Below are 17,152 nucleotides of genomic sequence, written 5' to 3' on the forward strand. Positions count from 1 at the left end.
GGCGCCGCGGCACCCATCTGTCACTTTTTCGCGAGTTCGGCCTTCAGCGCCGCCACCTCGGCCTTCAGCGCCGCGATTTCGGCGTCCTTGGCCTTCGCGCCGCCTGCGCCCGGGATAAATGCCCCGGCGGCCTGCTGGAACATTTCCATGTTGCGCCGCGTCAGCTCGGCCAGCGGGTTCGAACCCAGCGCGCCTTCGAACGCCGCACGGACATCCTGCTGATTCTTACGAAAGGCGGTCATCGATGCTTCCAGATATTGCGGTACCATCGACTGCATCTTGTCGCCATACATGCCGATCAGGTGGCGCAGGAAATTGACGGGCAGCAGCGTCTCACCGCGCGTTTCCTCGTCCATGATGATCTGGGTCAGCACATTATGCGTGATGTCCTCGCCGCTTTTGGCATCGACGACGCGGAATTCGCGCCCGTCGCGGACCATCGTCCCCAGATCTTCGAGCGTGATGTAACAGCTGCGTTCCGTGTCATAGAGCCGCCGGTTGGCATATTTCTTGATCGTGACGACGCCATCGTCCGCCGCCGCCTTGGACTTCGCCATCTTGACCCGCGCTCCTTGTTGTACCGCATCCTGGCGACTGCGCCGCGCGGGATAAATGTTTGATCGGTGCATTAGCACCAAATTATGATGCATCGCAACATGCGCGACCTACGGTCCGGCGATGCGGGCAGCGGTCGATTCGGCGTCCGCGACATGCGCGTACGTGATGGTTGTACATTGCAGCGTCGGCAACCGGCCAAGCCTCCGCGACCGCTTGCAACCACGCCACCAAAGGCGCGTCAGGCAACTTGCGTAATTTAGTTTCTTCTGAAATTACAATTTTGGCATAAACGGCGTGAAAAATCCCATCCGACGGAACTTCATTACCGCACCTTCGACTGGCCGCATGAACGCCCTATCGGAGGCCCGTCTGCCGACCTGTTGCGAAAATGGCACAACCCTCGACCGAGTTGAACCGGTGCCACAAAAATCACATCAAAATTTCATCAAAAGCTTGTGCCGCTCGAATTTTTTGTCTTTTTAGAGCGCAACCCGTTCACTCTCATCTTTTGAACGGCAACCGGGGAATAACATTATGAAGAAGACTAGCCTGCTAGTGCGGGGCTCGGCCCTGACTCTCGCTTTGTTCAGCGCCATGCCGGCGATGGCCCAGGATCCCGTCGCGCCTGCCGACGAAGCAGCGACCGCCGATGAAGGCACCATCGTCGTCACCGGGTCGCGCATCCGCCGTCCGAACCTTGAATCGACCGTGCCGATCACGTCGATCACGGGCGAGAGCTTTTTCCAGCAGGGTCAGACCAATATTGGTGACACGCTGAACGATCTTCCCCAGCTGCGCAGCACCTTCGCCCAGCAGAACCCGGGCCTCGGCATCGGCATCGCCGGTCTGAACCTCCTCGACCTTCGCGGTCTCGGCACGCAGCGCACGCTGGTTCTGGTCAACGGCCGCCGTCACGTCCCGGCCGACATCCTCAACAACGCCGTGTCGCCCGACATCAACACCATTCCGAACGACCTCATCGAGCGCGTCGACATCGTTACCGGCGGTAACTCGGCGATTTACGGTTCGGACGCCATCGCCGGCGTCGTCAATTTCGTGCTCCGCCGCGACTATGAAGGCATCCAGCTGCGCGCCCAGGCCGGTGTGGCCGATTCGGGCTTCGGCGGGAACCAGTATATCTCGGGCATGGTCGGCAAGAACTTTGCCGAAGATCGCGGCAACATCACGCTGCACGCCGAATATGCGCGCAATGACCGCGTTTTTGCGTCGGACATTCCGGAATTCCGCTTGAACAACGGCTTTGGCGTTATCGATGCCGATGCCGGCGCCGGTATCGTCAACGGCGGCGACGGTTTCCCCGATCGCACCTTTTTCCGTGGCCTGAGCAGCGCCAGCATCCACTTCAACGGCCTGATCCCCGTCAACCAGCAGAATACGCCTGCCGCAGCCTGCGGCCGCGGTACGGCAGCGAATAACGGTGGCCCGAACAGCAACGGCACGCCGTATAACTGCACCTATATCTTCACCAACGATGGCCGTCTGGTTCAGCAGACCGGCACGCGCTTCGGCTCGGGCATCATTGGTGGGATCGTCGGCGGCAATGGCCAGACCGGTCGCGAAGGCAAGACCCTGTCGGTTTTGCCGTTCACCGAACGCTACAACTTCAACATGCTGTCGCGCTACGAGTTCAGCGAAGCCGCTGAAGTCTTCCTTGAAGCCAAGTGGAACCGTGTGAACGCACTCGGCAACAACGCCGGTCCGTCGTTCTTCCAGGGCGTGCAGTCGGCGTTCGACTTCCGCGAACGTCCGCGCATCGACAACCCGTTCCTGAACCCGGCCGATCGCACGACGCTCGCCAACGCGATCCTCGCGTCGGGGTGCCGCACCGACCTTCAGGTAACCTGCCCCGCCGGCGGCAACCTGACCGCAACGGACATCGCCAACATCAACAACGGCAGCTACCGCTTCGTTCTGGCGCGTAACCTGCTTGACGTCGGGCTTCGTGACGAAGCGTTCCAGCGCGACACGTGGCGCGTGGTTGGCGGCCTTCGCGGCACGTTCAACGAAGACTGGAGCTACGAAATCTCGGCGAACTATGGCAAGTTCAAGGAAGCCATCACCACCGACGGCTACCTCGATCGCCAGCGTTTCATGCTGTCGATGGACGCGGGTCGCAACCCGCTGACCGGCCAGATCCAGTGCCGTTCGCAGTTCGACCCGACCGCGGCGCTGCCGATCCAGCGGACCGACGCTGTTTCGACTGCAATCGCGGCGCGCAATGCTGCTCGCCTCGCCGCCGATATTGCTGCCTGCGTTCCCTACAATCCGTTCGGATCGCAGGACAACACGGCCGCCAAGAACTATTTCGCCCGCACCTTCACGGCGCGTTCGGGCCTCGACCAGCTCGTGCTGTCGGGCTTCGTCTCGGGTGATACCAGCGGCTTCTTCAACCTGCCGGGCGGCCCGGTCCGCTTCGCAATCGGTGCCGAGTATCGCGAAGAAAACGCTTTCTATCAGCAGGATGCGTTCGTGACCGACGGCTTCACCAATGGCGTCTCGATCCCGAGCTTTGAACCGAATACGTTCAAGGTGAAGGAATTGTACGGCGAACTTCAGCTGCCGCTGCTCAAGGAAGTGCCGTTTGCGCACGAACTGACGATCAGCGGTGCGGGTCGCGTTGCCAAATATCAGGGTAACGTCGGCACGGTGTATTCGTACAACGCCGGTCTCGACTGGGCGCCGGTCGAAGACATCCGCTTCCGCGGCAACTACAGCCGCGCCGTTCGCGCACCGAACGTGTCGGAAACCGCATTCCCGCTGGTTCCGAACTTCGCGCCGAACTTCGTCGATCCCTGTAACCCCGCGCAGCGCGGTTCGGGCGTTCGTCTGGCCAACTGTACGGCGGCCTTGGGTGCGTTCCTCAACAATCTGACCGACATCACCCAGTCATTGGCGATCGTCAGCGGTTCGAACCCGAACCTGACCGCGGAAACATCGGACAGCTACACCTATGGTGTGGTCATCCAGCCGCGCTTCATCCCGGGCCTGAACCTGTCGGTCGACTATTACGACATCAAGGTGAACGGTATCATCGTGGCGCTGACCGCACAGCAAATCGTGAACAGCTGTTACGACTCGGCGGATCTGAACAACGTGTTCTGCGGCCAGTTCACGCGTAACCTGAGCGGCGGGCCGAACAGTGCGGGTGACGCATCGGGCCGTATCGTCAGCAACTCGCTGATCGTGGCGCCGGTGAACTTCGCCAAGCGCGTTCGCGAAGGTATCGACGTCAACCTGTCGTATCGCACCGATCTGGGTTCGGTGAAGTTCAACACGAACCTCATCTACACCCACAACCTGACGGTCAGCAACTTCCAGGACTCGGTCAATCCGGACTTCGAAAACCGGATCCTGGGCGAGCTGGGCGACCCGAAGGACGAATTCCGTTGGGACTTCGACTTCGAAAAGGGTCCGTTCACGCTGGGCTACCGTCTGCGCTACATCGGCCCGATGCTCCTCACCACCTATGAAGATCTGAACGAGCTGAACGGTCTGCCGCCGGCGAACATCGACTTTGCCGACCGCGAAAAATATCCGGCCGTTTTCTATCACGACCTTCGCTTCGAATGGGACGTGAACAAGGAAGCGGGCGGCCCGAACCTGAACTTCTACGTCGGGATGGACAACATCCTCGACAAGATGCCGCCGCTGGGTACCACGGCAACTGGTGCGGGTAGCGCGATCTACAGCTTCCGCGGCCGTACGGTTTACGCTGGCGCTCGCGCCCGCTTCTAATCGCGACGCGATCGGAATAGATTGGGGGTCGGGACGTTGTTCCGGCCCCTTTTCTTTGCTCAAAAGGACAGGTTTTGCAGCTGAGCAATCACGATGCCGAACGCCTCGCAAAAGAAGGCGTCGATGCACTCCAGCGTGGGCAATCGGCCATCGCCCGCGCGCGCTTCGAAACGATCACGCAGAGCGGCCGCGCCAATGCGCAGATTTGGCTGCTCCTCGCGGTCGCCTGCCGGTCGGATGGCGATCGCGTTGCTGAAGAAGCCGCGCTCGACCAATTGCTCGCCCTCGAACCGCAAGCGGTCCGTGGGCACATCATGAAGGGTGACTGCCGCGCCCATGCTGGCGACGATCGCAATGCGCTGCAACGCTATGAAATCGCCCTTCTTGTTGCCCAGCACCAGGAGCTGCCACCCGACCTGCACAGCGAAGTGCAGCGCGCGGAAACATGGGTCGCGACGTTCAAGGCGCGCATTGTCGAGCAGCGCGAAGCCAAACTCATCGATGCCGGGCTGTCCCCCGATGCCCGCAGTCCCCGCTTCCAGCAGTCGCTCGACATACTCGCGGGCCGCAAGCGCATCTTTGTGCAGGAACCCACGGGCTATTACGTCCCCGAGCTGCCGCAGATCCAGTTTTACGACCCTGCCGCGTTCGCCTGGACTCCGGCACTTGAGGCTGCGACCGGTGCCATCCGCGACGAGCTTGTGGCGCTGCTCGCGGCGGGGGGCGACGGATTCCGGCCCTATATGACGTCGCACGTCGATCGGGCGCGCGCCGACGCCAATCCATTGCTCGACAATAGCGACTGGAGCACCTTGTTCTTTGCCGAAAATGGTGCGCTGTCGGACGATGTCATCGCCCGCTGCCCCAGGACCTGGGAGGCGGTGAATGCCGTTCCGCTGCCCTGGATCGCGAGCTCGCCGACGGTGATGTTCTCTTTGCTCCGCCCCGGCGCGCGGATTGCCCCGCACAACGGGATGCACAACGCCCGGCTGATCTGCCACCTGCCGCTTATCGTGCCCCCGGATTGCGGCTTTCGCGTCGGTAATGACGTGCGGCAGTGGGAAGAAGGCAAGCTGCTGATCTTTGACGACACGATCGAGCATGAGGCGTGGAACAACAGCCACGAGGATCGCGTCGTGCTGATCTTCGACATCTGGCGCCCCGAACTTAGCGACCGAGAGCGTCAGGAAATTGCTACCTTCTTTGCCAATCCAGCGCTGGATTGAAGCGCGTGCAGCCGTCGAACATCGTCGAACGCGCCAATGCGTTGCTGGATGCCGGGCGCGCGCAGGCGGCGGTCGACCTCCTCATCGACGCGGCGAAACGCGGGTATCGTGACGCGCTTTACGAGCTCGCGCTGTGGCACGTCTATGGCACCCCGGTGCCGCGCAGCTTTGCCGCGGCGCGGGCGCTGTTCGAAAAGGCCGGCGCGGCGGGGCATCGCGGCGGGGCGCTGACCCATGCGGTGTTTGTCGCCATCGGCGCAGGCGGCCCTGCGGACTGGGGCGCGGCGCTGAACCTGCTCGACAAGGCGGCTAAGCATGATCCCGACGCGGCGCGCCAGCGCGAACTGCTCGCGGCGATGGCGCTGACCCCGACGGGCGATCCGGCCTCGACATCGCCGGTCGAAACGCTGGCGACGTCGCCGACGCTCGGTGTCGTGCGCAGCCTGCTCACGCCCGATGAATGCGCGCACGTCATGGCGCTTTCGGCGCCCAGACTGGTGCCGTCGATCGTCGTTGATTCGACCACAGGCCGTGAAATTCCGCACCCGATCCGGACCTCCGAGGGTGCCGTGCTGGGCCCCATCCAGCAGGATCTGGTCATCCACGCGATCGACCGGCGGATTGCAGCGGCGACGCGCACGCGCGCCGAGCAGGGCGAACCGCTCACCATGCTGCGCTATGCGCCCGGTCAGCAATATCGGCTGCATCATGATTGCCTGCCCGGCGAAAGCAATCAGCGCGTGATGACGGCCATCGCCTATCTCAACGACGATTATGACGGCGGTGCGACGCAGTTTCCGTCGGTCGGCGTCGAGTTTCGCGGTCAAACCGGCGACATGATCCTCTTCGCCAACACGCTCTCCGACGGCCAAGTCGACGAGCGCAGCCGCCATGCCGGGCTACCCGTTACCCGCGGCGAAAAATGGATCAGTACCCGCTGGATCCGCAGCCACGACTTCGACCCGTGGGGGATGCGTCCGGTTTAGCCCCAGACGCGCTCGAACCGGCGGCCGAGCCCGGTGAGCAACTCATATTGCGACAGTCCGCTCTGCGCCGACACGGCGGGCAGGTCGTAGTCGAGGCTCAGCCATTCGCCCTCACCCAGGCCTGCCGCATCGCTGGCATCGAACGCGGTGAGGTCCATCGACACACGGCCGACCAGCGGCAGTGCCCGCCCCTGCCACGTCGCGCGCCCGCTGCCCGCGTGACAGCGCAGATAGCCGTCGGCATAGCCGAGGTTGACCACCGCGATGCGGCTGTCGCGCGCTGCCGTCCACGACGCGCCATAGCCGACCGTCTCACCCGTGGGTACCGCGCGCACTTGCAGCACGCGCGCTTCGGGAAACGCCACCTGACCGATATGGCCCGCCGCCTCGCCGCGCGGGATGCCTCCATAAAGCGCGATCCCCGGACGCGTCAGGTCGAACGCATAGTCGGCGCCCAGGCAAATCCCGGCGCTGTTCGCGAGGCTGTATCGCCGCGCCGCGATCCGTTCGCGCAGCGCCCGAAACGCGGCGAGCTGCCGCGCATTCTGCGCGCTGTCCTCGTCCGCCGACGCCAAATGGCTCATCAGCGTGTCGATCGCCAGTCCGTCGAGCGCACCGCCCAGCGCTTCCTCGACCCGCAGCCCCAGCCGGTTCATGCCCGTGTCGACCATGACGTCGCACGGTCGCGCTTCACCGGCGTCGCGCCAGCGCCGCACCTGTTCGACGCTGTTCAGCACCGGACGCGCCGGGAGCAGGCGCGCGGCGACCATGTCGCTTGCGCCGACCCCGTGCAGGACCGAGAGCGACACGCCCGCGGACAGCGGCATGAGCGCCGCCGCTTCGGACCAGGTGGCAACGAAAAAATCGCGGCACCCCGCGGCGGCAAGATGCTGCATCACGGCGCGCCCACCGAGGCCGTAGCCGTCGGCCTTGAGCGCCGCGCCGGACGCAGCGCCGCCGCCGCTTTGCGCCGCCAGCCAGCGCCAGTTGGCAACCAGCGCGTCGCGGTCGAGACACAGGCGGAGGGGCGAAGGCACGGCGATCATCGGCGTGCCCTATACGGGTTGGCGGGCTACGCCAATGGGTTGATCAGGCCTCCGCCGCCCCGGATGGCTGTTTGTCCCACTGGCCCTCCACCGGATCCTTCAGCATGAAGGCGGTCACCAGAAACGCCACCAGCACGACGACCCAGGTGTACCACAGCCCCGAATAGGCATTGCCGGTCTTGGCGATGATGAAACTCGCGATCAGCGGCAGGAAGCCGCCGAAATAGCCGGTCCCGACATGATAGGGAATCGACAGCGACGAATAGCGGACATGCGGCGGGAACATTTCCGACAACAGCGCCGCGACCGGGCCATAGGTAAAGCCCGACAAGGCACTGAGCCCGAGCAGCGCGAGAAAAATGATCGCGATGCCACCCCAGCCCGGTACCTGCTTGGCGAAATCATAGCCGCTCGCTTCCAGCGCCGGTTTCAGCAGCGCAGGATCCTCGCTCGCCACCTCGCGCTCACCGATACGGATGGTGACGCTGTCGAAGCCGCTGTCGGTCGCCACGACGCTGTAGGGGACGCCAAGCTTGGTGAGTTCACCCAGCGTCTTGCCGCACGCGGTTTGCTGGACCTGCGCAAAGGGATCAAAGCTGCACTGCGACCCGGTCACGGTCACCGGCGCTCGCTCGGCCGCCGCCGACAGGGCGGGATTGCCGACGCTGCCCATCCACCAGAACAGCGGGAACAACAGCAACAGCGTGGCGCCATAACCCCATACGATCGGCTTCTTGCGTCCGATCCGGTCCGACAAATGCCCCGCCCAGATGAAAAAGCCCATGCCGACCGCCGCCGCGACGCCGACGATGATCTCGGCGGCGGTATCTTCGACCTTCATCGGCCCTTTCAGGAACGACAGGCCCGAAAACATCGCGGTGTACCAGATCACGGTCAGACCCGCCGCGATCCCGAACAGAGCGATGAAGATGCGGCGCGGGTTGCCGGGATAGGTGAAGCTTTCCTTCAGCGGATTCTTCGCCAGCTCGCCCTGCGCCTTCATCGCCTTGAACACCGGACTTTCGGACAGTTTCAGGCGCATCCACAACGAGATCGCGAGCAGGATCAGCGACAGCAGGAACGGCACCCGCCAGCCCCAGCTTTCCCAGACCGCATCCGGCATCAACGCCTTGCATCCCAGCACCACCACCAGGCTGAGCACAAATCCGCCGACGACGCTGGCCTGGATGAAACTGGTGTAGAACCCACGCTTTCCGGGCGGCGAATGTTCGGCGACATAGACCGCCGCGCCGCCATATTCGCCGCCGAGCGCCAGTCCCTGCAACACGCGGAGCAGGATGACGATGATCGGCGCCGCGATGCCAATCGTCGCCGCCGACGGGATCATGCCGACACCCGCGGTCGCCACGCCCATCAGCGTCACGGTGACTAAGAATGTATATTTGCGCCCCAGCCGATCGCCGAGGAAACCGAACAGCACGGCGCCGAGCGGGCGAAAGCCGAAGCCGACCGCAAAGCCAGCCCAAACGAGCAGCGTTTCCAGCGTCGCATTGTCACTCGGGAAAAATGCCTTGCCGATGATCGCGGCGAGTGTGCCGTAGATGAAGAAATCATACCATTCGAACACGGTGCCTGCCGACGAGGCGGCGATGACCATGCGGATTTCTTTCTGCGTCGGTTCGTAAACGGCGCCCGCGGCACTGGCACTGGCTTCGGTCATATATTTCTGGCTCCCCCACCCCGTCGGGCTTGTCACTTTTCCGTTCGCATCGAGCGAAGTCGAGATGCCTCGCGCGCATCGCCGAAGCGGCGTGTCTCGACTTCGCTCGACACAAACGGTTACGCTACGTCTAGTTGCACCGCGGCGTGGTGCAAGCCTTCTTGGCGCGAGCCGCTGTTCGTGTCAGACTGCGATCATGCAGTTCATTGACCTGTCTATCCCGATCACCAACGATGTCGTTTCGGACCCGCCGGTGATGCGCCCCAACATCACCTATATGACCCATGAAAATACGTGGGAGCAGATCGCGATGTTCTTTCCCGGGCTGACCCGCGAAGACCTGCCTGACGGCGAAGGCTGGGCAGTCGAGATGCTGTCGCTGAGCACGCACAACGGCACGCACATGGATGCGCCGTGGCATTATCATTCGACGACCGACAGCGGCGCGTCGCCCGCGCCGTCGATCGACGAAGCCCCGCTCGACCTGTTCTTTCGTCCCGGAGTCAAACTCGACTTTTCGGACCGCCCGCACGGCCATGTCGTCAGCGGCGCCGAGGTCGAGGCCGAACTCGCGCGGATCGGGCATAATCTCCAGCCGCTCGACATCGTGCTCGTGCAGTCGGGTGCCATCTATGGCACCGACAATTTTACCGATCAGGGCTGCGGCATGGGTGCCGAGGCGACGCTGTACCTGACGGAGCGCGGCGTGCAGGTCGTCGGCACCGACGCATGGAGCTGGGACGCGCCGTTCAGCCATACCGCGCGGCGCTGGGCCGAAACGCGCGACCCGTCGATCATCTGGGAAGGCCATAAGGCGGGGCGCATCCGGCCGTACTACCAGATCGAAAAACTCACCAACCTTGCCGCGATCCCCGCGACCGGGTTCACCTTCAGCTGCTTTCCGGTGAAAATCGAACGCGCGAGCGCAGGGTGGATCCGGGCGGTAGCGTTGGTCGACGATTGAGGTTGGCTTGCCTTAGCAGCGTATCCCAATGACCATTATCGACCGATTGTGGACGTCACGACGAGCCAGCCCCTCTCCTTCAGGGGAGGGGCAACGAAGACTTGGCAGCTTGCTGCCTAGTCGTAGTGGGGTGGGGGCCAGCAGCGTAGCGCTAGGCCGCTGGCCCCCACCCGCTGCGACTAACGAACAAGTTCGCAAGTCTCGCTGCCCTCCCCTAAAGGGGAGGGCGTGTCTTTGCCGCGACGTCCGCTCCCCACCCCAAAGCCGTTACGCTCAGCTACAAATTTACCGTCACCAGCATCCACAACGTCCACCCTCCGAGCGCCAACAGCGTGATCCACGTCGCTGCAACCCCGATCTGGCGCGTCACCGGCGGCTTGCCGGGCTCGACCGGTGCATGCAGCCCGGCAATATGCGCCACGCGGCCAATCAGGAACAGCGCGCCGATGACCATCAGCGCCATGTGATTGGCGCGCGCGGTCTCTAGCAAGCCGAGCAGGATGACGACGATCGGCGCATGTTCGGCAAGATTGCCGTGGCTGCGGCTCGCCGCGATCAGTTTCGCGTCGCCCTGATCGCCGAACGCGGCTTTCAGGCGCAGCCGCTGGCGCACCGTCAGCATCGCGGTGAACAGCAGCAGCAGCGCGCAGATCGCGCCGACGAAGGCGGTAACCGGTAATGTCATGATCGTGTCTCCCCCGAATGCCGGTGCAACCTAGCCGGTCACCGGCGACTTGGCACGAGCAATCGCGCACCGCGCGCTATTCGTTATTCAGATTGGCGTCGAGAAAGGCGACGATCCGCGCCGCGACGGGCGCGCGGCTGACCTTGTCGCCCAGCCCCACTGCCCCCATCGGATAGAAGTGCCCGAAACCTGGCACCCATACGGTTTCGCTCGCGATGCCCTTGTTGCCGAGCGCCGCGGCGGTATGGCGCGTGCCATTGAGCACCCCCACATAATCATTCTGACCGAGGATCAAGAGCGCGGGCGGCATGCCGTTCTTCGCCGTCTCATAAGGAATATAGCCGCTGATCCCGCCCGACAACGACACCACGGCTTTTGCGCGAACACCCAGACCATAAGCGGTGTTGAGCGCAGTGATCGCCCCCGCCGAAAAGCCGCCGATCGCGAGCCGGTCGCCGTCGACCCCGAATTCCTCCGCCCGCGCGCGGGCAAAACCGACCGCCATCGCCATGTCGTCGGCGGCGGCAAAGGTCGCATACCAATAGTGCGTCAGCGTCGTCTCGTCGAACGGCGGCAGCTTCATCTGGTGGCGCACTTCGGCGATCCGCTCGAGCTTTTCGGGCGACAGGTTGACCGCGCGCGGCACGATGCGCTTTTCATCGAGTGGGCGGACGAGCCCCGGCTGCTCCTGCACGATGCGATATTCGATCGAGAAACAGGCGTAGCCCGCGCGCGCAAAACTGCGGCAATAATACGCCATTGAGCTGTCCTGCGCGCCCTCGACGGTGAAGTTGAAATCGCCCTTGTCGCCGCGATGAAAGGCGCCGCCGAACGCCATGACGACCGCGGGGCGGCCCGTCAGCGGCTTGCCGTCGGCGGCAACCGGGCGATAGACGTCGAGCAGCAGATCGCGCGCCTTGGCGCCGTCGGCCGATACGCCGACCGGCGCGCGGCCATAAACAACGTCGCGCGTCTCGATCACGCCATAGCTGCGCTTCCCGACCTCATTCGCGCTACTGGTTGCCGCCGTCGCCAACGCCATACCCATCGCCGCCACGACCATAGCTGCACGCCGGACCATCGGCCCCTCTCCCGTTGATTGTTGCTTTGCCGACGCCACCTAATCGCGCCGCCGACGGAACGCTGCGATCGAAATGAGCTAGTGCGCCGCGGGGATCAGAACAGCCGCGAGCCGTTGGGGACCGGCACGTCGGGCGCGAACAGGATCACCGCGCCATTTTCATCGGCGAACCCCAATGTCAGCACTTCGGACATGAATTTGCCGATCTGGCGCGGCGGGAAGTTGACCACCGCGGCGACCTGCCGACCGACCAGATCGTCCAGCGCATAGCGATCGACGATCTGGGCGCTGCTTTTCTTCACCCCGATCGCCGGACCGAAATCGATTGTCAGCTTGAACGCGGGTTTGCGCGCTTCGGGAAAGGGCTCGGCCGCGACGATCGTGCCGATGCGGATGTCGATGCGGAGGAAGTCGTCGAAGGTGATTTCGGACGCGGCACCCGCATCGGTGTCGTGATTGACGTGCATCCCTCAAACTCCGGTCCAGCCGTGTCCCTGCGAAGGCAGGGACCCATCTCCGATCGGTGCCAGATAGCACGGACCGGAGATGGGCTCGTGCTTTTGCAGGAGCACAGTCAGAATCACTCCATCTCCAAAATCACCGCATCGACCGCCAGGCTGTCGCCCTGCGCCGCGTTGACGCTTTTCACGACCCCCGATTTTTCGGCGCGCAGGATATTCTCCAGGGCACCTCGAAGAATGCGGCTTTAGACCGGCGCTGACCGCATAGCAGGTATCCGGCGGTAGATGGTGCCAATTTTATCTCGTTCGCTGCCCTGATTGGGCGTCATTTCCTCTTAGATCCGACTGATTTCGGCTCGGATCTTGGATTTCAGGCACTATGCGGCCCTGAGCGTGCCTCTCTCGAGAACGACCAGACGGCGCATATTATAAGCCAGGTTCTGCATGCCGATCTTCGCCGTTGCGCGGACGATGCCGATGGTCCGCACCAGCTTGCCGCCCATGCTGGTATGCTGGTTGCCGAACACATGCTCGACCCGTGCCCGTACCGATGAACGGGTTTTATTCGCCGCTTCCTGCCGCGCGGTGAGCGGCTTGCCGCGGTGCCCCCGGTGATGGATCCGGCTCTTAAACCCGCGCGCGGCAAGCTTCTCCTCGGTTTCCTTGCTGCGATAGGCGCTGTCGGCCCATACGGTGCTGGCGGTGTTGGCGGGATCGAGCAGGTCATCGAGCTTCTGGCTGTCGTGAACCGAAGCGCTCGTCACGCCATAGCGGCGCACCAGCTTGTGCCGCCGATCGATGCAAACATGGTTCTTGTAGCCGAAGTGCGAGCGCCCGTGTTTCTTCGTCCAGCGCGCATCCTTGTCCTTCTGCCGGTTCTTCGCGGGCTGCTTTTCCCAATCCTCGGGAGTTTCGCCCGCCTTCACCTTCGCGTTGTCATCGCGCGAGTTGCGCTGGCGTGGTGCCGCAACGATGGTCGCGTCGATGATCTGCCCGCCCATTGCCAGGTAGCCTTTGGCCTTGAGGTAGCCGTCGAACAGGTCGAACAGCTCCTCCACCGCGCCCGCCTTCGCCAACGCCTCACGATAAAGCCATAGCGTCTTGGCATCGGGCACCGCGTCCGCCAGGCCCAGCCCAACAAAGCGCATGAACGACAGCCGGTCGCGCAACTGGTACTCCATCGCCTCGTCCGACAGGTTGTACAGCGCCTGGAGCACCAGCACCTTGAAGATCAGCACCTCGTCCCACGGCTTGCGGCCCGCCGCACTCTTGCGCTCCGCATCCGTGCGCCGCAGCCCGCCCTTGATCAGCGCGGCCTTCAGCTTCAGGCGGAACAGCTCGAACGGCACCGCCGCCCCCAACGCCACCAGCGGATCACCATGGGCGTCCAGGCCCGCATACCGGTTCTCAAGGTCGAAAAATCCAGGCTGACCCATCTCAAAATCCCCTCGTCACCGCGCTCCCCGCGCGACAAACTCTGAATCCGATTTCAGGCCACGAGGGAAGCCCCATTTTTCGAGGTGCCCTCCATCTTCATCGCCTCGACCGTCGCGAGCGGCTGGCCCGCCTCGACGGCGTCGCCTTCGCCGACATGCAGCGCGACGAGCAGGCCCGGCATGGGGCAGATCAGGAATTTCGAAAGATCGGGCGGGATCTTCTCGATCATATGGCTCGCGAGCGGCGCGACATGCCAGAGCAGCACGCGCACGTCATGGATATGCCCGCGCGTCGTCATGCGCCAGCCGGTGCGCGTCTTGGCGACCTTCACCGCCAGCTCGCTGTCGTCGATCTCCGCCACCACCAGCCGGTCGCCGGGCGTATATTCCAGTGCGATGTCGACCTTGTCGCCATCGACCTTGATATGTTTGTGGCCCAGCTTCACCTTGTGCTCCACGCCGCCCACAGTGACCTGCCATTTGGCGGGCGGGTCGAGCCGGTCGCCGAGCTGGCCGTCGGTCCGGCGTGCGCGGTCGGCCTCGGCCGACGCCATGAAGCCTGCGATCGCGGCGAGCGCGCGGACGATATGATCCTCGGTCGCGGCGCCATGGAAGCCTTCGGGATATTCCTCGGCGATGAACCCCGTCGTCAGCTCGCCCGAGCGGAAGCGCGGATGCTGCATGATCGCCGAGACGAAATCGATATTGTGGCCGAGCCCCTCGATCTCGAACCGGTCGAGCGCCGCGATCTGCAGGTCCGCTGCCTCGTCGCGCGTCTTGCCCCATGTCACCAGCTTGGCGATCATCGGGTCGTAGAAGATCGACACCTCGCCGCCCTCTTCCACGCCAGCGTCGACGCGCACGCCGTCGACGCCGCGCTCGTCGCCCTTCCACGCCGGCACCGGGGTACGATAGCGCACAAGCCGCCCGGTCGAGGGCAGGAAACCGCGATAGGGGTCCTCGGCATAGACGCGGTTCTCGATCGCCCAGCCATCGATCTTGATGTCGTCCTGCGTCATCTCCAGCTTCTCGCCGGCCGCGACGCGGATCATCTGTTCGACCAGGTCGATGCCGGTGATCGCCTCGGTCACCGGATGCTCGACCTGCAGGCGCGTGTTCATTTCAAGGAAATAGAAGCTCTCCCCGGTCGGGTCGGCGCCCGACACGATCAGTTCGACCGTACCGGCGCTATAATAGCCGACCGCGCGCGCCAGCGCGACGCACTGCTCGCCCATCGCTTTCCGCATCTTCTCGGTCACGAACGGCGACGGTGCTTCCTCGACCACCTTCTGGTGCCGCCGCTGGATCGAACATTCGCGCTCGTTGAGATAGAGGATGTTGCCATGCTGGTCGCCGAGGATCTGGATCTCGATATGGCGCGGGTTCAGGATGAACTTCTCGATGAACACCCGGTCGTCGCCAAAGCTGTTGAGCCCCTCGCGCTTGGTCGCCTCGAAGCTTTCGCGGACGTCCTTTTCGTCATAGGCGAGCCGCATGCCCTTGCCGCCGCCGCCGGCGGACGCCTTCATCATCACAGGATAGCCGATCTCGTTCGAAATCTCGACCGCATGCTCGGTGTCGCGGATCTCGCCGACGAAGCCGGGGACGACGTTGACCCCCGCTTCTTTCGCGAGCTTCTTCGACTCGATCTTGTCGCCCATCGCGGCGATCGCGTTCACCGGCGGGCCGATGAAGGCGATATTTTCCTTGGCCAGCGCCTCGGCAAAGCTGGTGCGCTCCGACAGGAAGCCATAGCCCGGATGCACCGCCTCGGCGCCCGTCGCCTTGCACGCGGCGATGATCTTGTCGGCGATCAGATAGGATTCGGACGCGGGCGACGGCCCGATATGCACCGCCTCGTCGGCCATCTGGACGAAGGGCGCGCGTGCGTCGGCGTCCGAATAGACGGCGACGGTCGCAATGCCCATCCGCCGCGCAGTCTTGATAACGCGGCAGGCGATTTCACCGCGGTTGGCGATCAGGATTTTTTTGAACACGATCGATTCCTACCTAAAAAGTCGAACCAGAATATATAGACAGATCAATATGATGATGGCCGGTACCGCGTAGGTGAGAGCGTAATGGGCAATCCAGTTGCCGCGCGTCGGGCCATTGGCCGACGTCAGCATCAGCGCACCAAAAATCGCCGAACCGACGACGAGCAGTCCGCCGCAGCCGATCGTCAATAATGCCCCCACAATTTTCATCGGTGTTACTCCGCCGCCTCCATCCGCATCGGCTCTTCACCCTCCATCGGCTTCAGCCCCAGCTTCGCGAACAGCGCCGCATCCTTGCTGTCGCCCGCGTTCGCCGTCGTCAGCAGCTTGTCGCCGGTGAAGATGCTGTTCGCGCCCGCCATGAAGCAGAGCGCCTGCGTCGCCTCCGACATGCTCTCGCGCCCCGCCGACAGCCGCACCATGCTCATCGGCATCGTGATGCGCGCGACCGCGACGGTGCGGACGAACTCGATATCGTCGATCTTCGCCAGCGGCGTGTCCGCCAGCATGTCGCCCAGCACGGTGCCCTTCACCGGCACCAGCGCATTGATCGGCACGCTGCCCGGATGTTCGGGCAGGGTCGCGAGCGCGTGAATAAATCCGACGCGGTCGGCGCGTGTCTCGCCCATGCCGACGATGCCGCCGCTGCACACATTGATCCCGGCGCTGCGCACTTCCTCCAGCGTGTCCAGACGCTCCTGAAACGTCCGCGTCGTGATGACATTGCCGTAATTTTCCGGCGAGGTGTCGATATTGTGGTTGTAATAATCGAGCCCCGCGACCGCGAGCGTCTGCGCCTGCTCCTTGCTGAGCATCCCCAGCGTCATGCAGGTTTCCATGCCCATCGCGCGCACGCCCTCGACCATCTCGACGATCGCGGGCATGTCGCGGTCCTTGGGGTTGCGCCACGCGGCGCCCATGCAGAAGCGCTTCGATCCCGAATCCTTCGCCTGCGCCGCCGCTTGCAGCACCGCGCGCACGTCCATCAGCTTGGTCGCCTTCAGGCCGCTGTCGGCGTGCTTCGACTGCGAGCAATAGCCGCAATCCTCGACGCAGCCGCCGGTCTTGATGCTGAGCAGGGTGCAAAGCTGGATCTCGCCGCGCGCATGGCGGCGGCGATGAACCCCCTGCGCTTCCCACATCAGTTCGTCGAACGGCAGGTCGAACAGCGCGGCGATTTCTTCGCGGGTCCAGTTGCGACGAACTTCATCGTCGCACCCCGGCGAAAGCCGGGGCCTAGGGCGGTCCAGAACCGCCGGTGCCATATCGCTCTGG

At 63.8% G+C, this 17,152-nt stretch carries 13 protein-coding genes and 2 pseudogenes; 5 read left to right on the top strand and 10 right to left on the bottom strand.

The window, feature by feature from the left end:
• Positions 1–20: 20 nt before the first annotated feature.
• Complete coding sequence (gene phaR, locus SPYCW_RS08840; protein ID WP_120218200.1) at positions 21–557, bottom strand: polyhydroxyalkanoate synthesis repressor PhaR; 537 nt, start codon at positions 555–557, stop codon at positions 21–23.
• Between the two features lie 535 nt (positions 558–1,092).
• Between phaR and SPYCW_RS08845 the strand changes: the two genes are divergently transcribed.
• The 4 genes and pseudogenes from SPYCW_RS08845 to SPYCW_RS08855 all read left to right on the top strand — a co-directional run bounded on the left by SPYCW_RS08845 (position 1,093) and on the right by SPYCW_RS08855 (position 6,526).
• Positions 1,093–4,314, top strand: a complete 3,222-nt coding sequence (locus tag SPYCW_RS08845) for a TonB-dependent receptor domain-containing protein (RefSeq protein WP_120216483.1) — start codon at positions 1,093–1,095, stop codon at positions 4,312–4,314.
• Between the two features lie 74 nt (positions 4,315–4,388).
• Positions 4,389–4,517, top strand: a pseudogene (locus tag SPYCW_RS19520) (hypothetical protein); the annotation flags it as partial.
• A 225-nt stretch (positions 4,518–4,742) separates the two neighbouring features.
• Positions 4,743–5,540: an aspartyl/asparaginyl beta-hydroxylase domain-containing protein gene (locus tag SPYCW_RS08850; RefSeq protein WP_172595463.1), complete on the top strand. Its 798-nt coding sequence runs from the start codon at positions 4,743–4,745 to the stop codon at positions 5,538–5,540.
• Between the two features lie 5 nt (positions 5,541–5,545).
• On the top strand, positions 5,546–6,526 hold the full coding sequence (locus SPYCW_RS08855; protein WP_145985965.1) for a 2OG-Fe(II) oxygenase: 981 nt from the start codon (positions 5,546–5,548) through the stop codon (positions 6,524–6,526).
• Here SPYCW_RS08855 and alr read toward each other — a convergent pair.
• Both alr and SPYCW_RS08865 read right to left on the bottom strand, forming a co-directional pair.
• Positions 6,523–7,572, bottom strand: coding sequence for an alanine racemase (gene alr, locus SPYCW_RS08860; RefSeq protein ID WP_120216486.1), 1,050 nt, complete (start codon positions 7,570–7,572; stop codon positions 6,523–6,525). The two genes, SPYCW_RS08855 and alr, sit on opposite strands and share 4 nt — an antisense overlap.
• 43 nt (positions 7,573–7,615) lie before the next feature.
• Positions 7,616–9,253, bottom strand: coding sequence for an MFS transporter (locus tag SPYCW_RS08865; protein ID WP_120216487.1), 1,638 nt, complete (start codon positions 9,251–9,253; stop codon positions 7,616–7,618).
• Between the two features lie 196 nt (positions 9,254–9,449).
• On the opposite strand from SPYCW_RS08865, the gene SPYCW_RS08870 reads away from it, so the two are divergent.
• Positions 9,450–10,217 carry a cyclase family protein gene (locus SPYCW_RS08870; protein WP_120216488.1) on the top strand — a complete coding sequence of 256 codons (768 nt, stop codon included), beginning with the start codon at positions 9,450–9,452 and terminating at the stop codon, positions 10,215–10,217.
• Positions 10,218–10,494: 277 nt separating this feature from the next.
• Here SPYCW_RS08870 and SPYCW_RS08875 read toward each other — a convergent pair whose 3' ends face one another.
• From SPYCW_RS08875 to bioB, 7 genes and pseudogenes are all read right to left on the bottom strand, one after another.
• Positions 10,495–10,902: an MAPEG family protein gene (locus SPYCW_RS08875; protein ID WP_120216489.1), complete on the bottom strand. Its 408-nt coding sequence runs from the start codon at positions 10,900–10,902 to the stop codon at positions 10,495–10,497.
• A gap of 76 nt (positions 10,903–10,978) precedes the next feature.
• Positions 10,979–11,983 (bottom strand): alpha/beta hydrolase, encoded by a 1,005-nt coding sequence (locus SPYCW_RS08880; protein ID WP_120216490.1) that lies wholly within the window; start codon positions 11,981–11,983, stop codon positions 10,979–10,981.
• 95 nt (positions 11,984–12,078) lie between these two features.
• Positions 12,079–12,450, bottom strand: a complete 372-nt coding sequence (locus SPYCW_RS08885) for a tRNA-binding protein (RefSeq protein WP_120216491.1) — start codon at positions 12,448–12,450, stop codon at positions 12,079–12,081.
• Between the two features lie 371 nt (positions 12,451–12,821).
• The gene (locus tag SPYCW_RS08890) at positions 12,822–13,880 is read right to left on the bottom strand and encodes an IS5 family transposase (RefSeq protein WP_120216113.1); all 1,059 of its coding nucleotides are present in this window, start codon (positions 13,878–13,880) and stop codon (positions 12,822–12,824) included.
• 89 nt (positions 13,881–13,969) lie between these two features.
• A pseudogene (locus SPYCW_RS08895) lies at positions 13,970–15,877 on the bottom strand (ATP-binding protein); the annotation flags it as partial.
• A gap of 9 nt (positions 15,878–15,886) precedes the next feature.
• Positions 15,887–16,087, bottom strand: coding sequence for a hypothetical protein (locus SPYCW_RS08900; protein ID WP_145985966.1), 201 nt, complete (start codon positions 16,085–16,087; stop codon positions 15,887–15,889).
• A gap of 5 nt (positions 16,088–16,092) precedes the next feature.
• The gene (bioB, locus tag SPYCW_RS08905) at positions 16,093–17,142 is read right to left on the bottom strand and encodes a biotin synthase BioB (protein ID WP_120218201.1); all 1,050 of its coding nucleotides are present in this window, start codon (positions 17,140–17,142) and stop codon (positions 16,093–16,095) included.
• Positions 17,143–17,152: the final 10 nt, after the last annotated feature.

This window comes from Sphingopyxis sp. EG6, from assembly GCF_003609815.1.
In the GTDB taxonomy this organism is placed as follows: domain Bacteria; phylum Pseudomonadota; class Alphaproteobacteria; order Sphingomonadales; family Sphingomonadaceae; genus Sphingopyxis.

Bases quoted from the DNA above. Each gene is read 5' to 3' on its own strand.
- SPYCW_RS08865 (WP_120216487.1), bottom strand. From the start codon at position 9,253: ATGACCGAAGCCAGTGCCAGTGCCGCGGGCGCCGTTTACGAACCGACG.
- SPYCW_RS08870 (WP_120216488.1), top strand. From the start codon at position 9,450: ATGCAGTTCATTGACCTGTCTATCCCGATCACCAACGATGTCGTTTCG.
- alr (WP_120216486.1), bottom strand. From the start codon at position 7,572: ATGATCGCCGTGCCTTCGCCCCTCCGCCTGTGTCTCGACCGCGACGCG.
- SPYCW_RS08890 (WP_120216113.1), bottom strand. From the start codon at position 13,880: ATGGGTCAGCCTGGATTTTTCGACCTTGAGAACCGGTATGCGGGCCTG.
- SPYCW_RS08845 (WP_120216483.1), top strand. From the start codon at position 1,093: ATGAAGAAGACTAGCCTGCTAGTGCGGGGCTCGGCCCTGACTCTCGCT.
- phaR (WP_120218200.1), bottom strand. From the start codon at position 557: ATGGCGAAGTCCAAGGCGGCGGCGGACGATGGCGTCGTCACGATCAAG.
- SPYCW_RS08875 (WP_120216489.1), bottom strand. From the start codon at position 10,902: ATGACATTACCGGTTACCGCCTTCGTCGGCGCGATCTGCGCGCTGCTG.
- bioB (WP_120218201.1), bottom strand. From the start codon at position 17,142: ATGGCACCGGCGGTTCTGGACCGCCCTAGGCCCCGGCTTTCGCCGGGG.
- SPYCW_RS08900 (WP_145985966.1), bottom strand. From the start codon at position 16,087: ATGAAAATTGTGGGGGCATTATTGACGATCGGCTGCGGCGGACTGCTC.
- SPYCW_RS08880 (WP_120216490.1), bottom strand. From the start codon at position 11,983: ATGGTCCGGCGTGCAGCTATGGTCGTGGCGGCGATGGGTATGGCGTTG.
- SPYCW_RS08885 (WP_120216491.1), bottom strand. From the start codon at position 12,450: ATGCACGTCAATCACGACACCGATGCGGGTGCCGCGTCCGAAATCACC.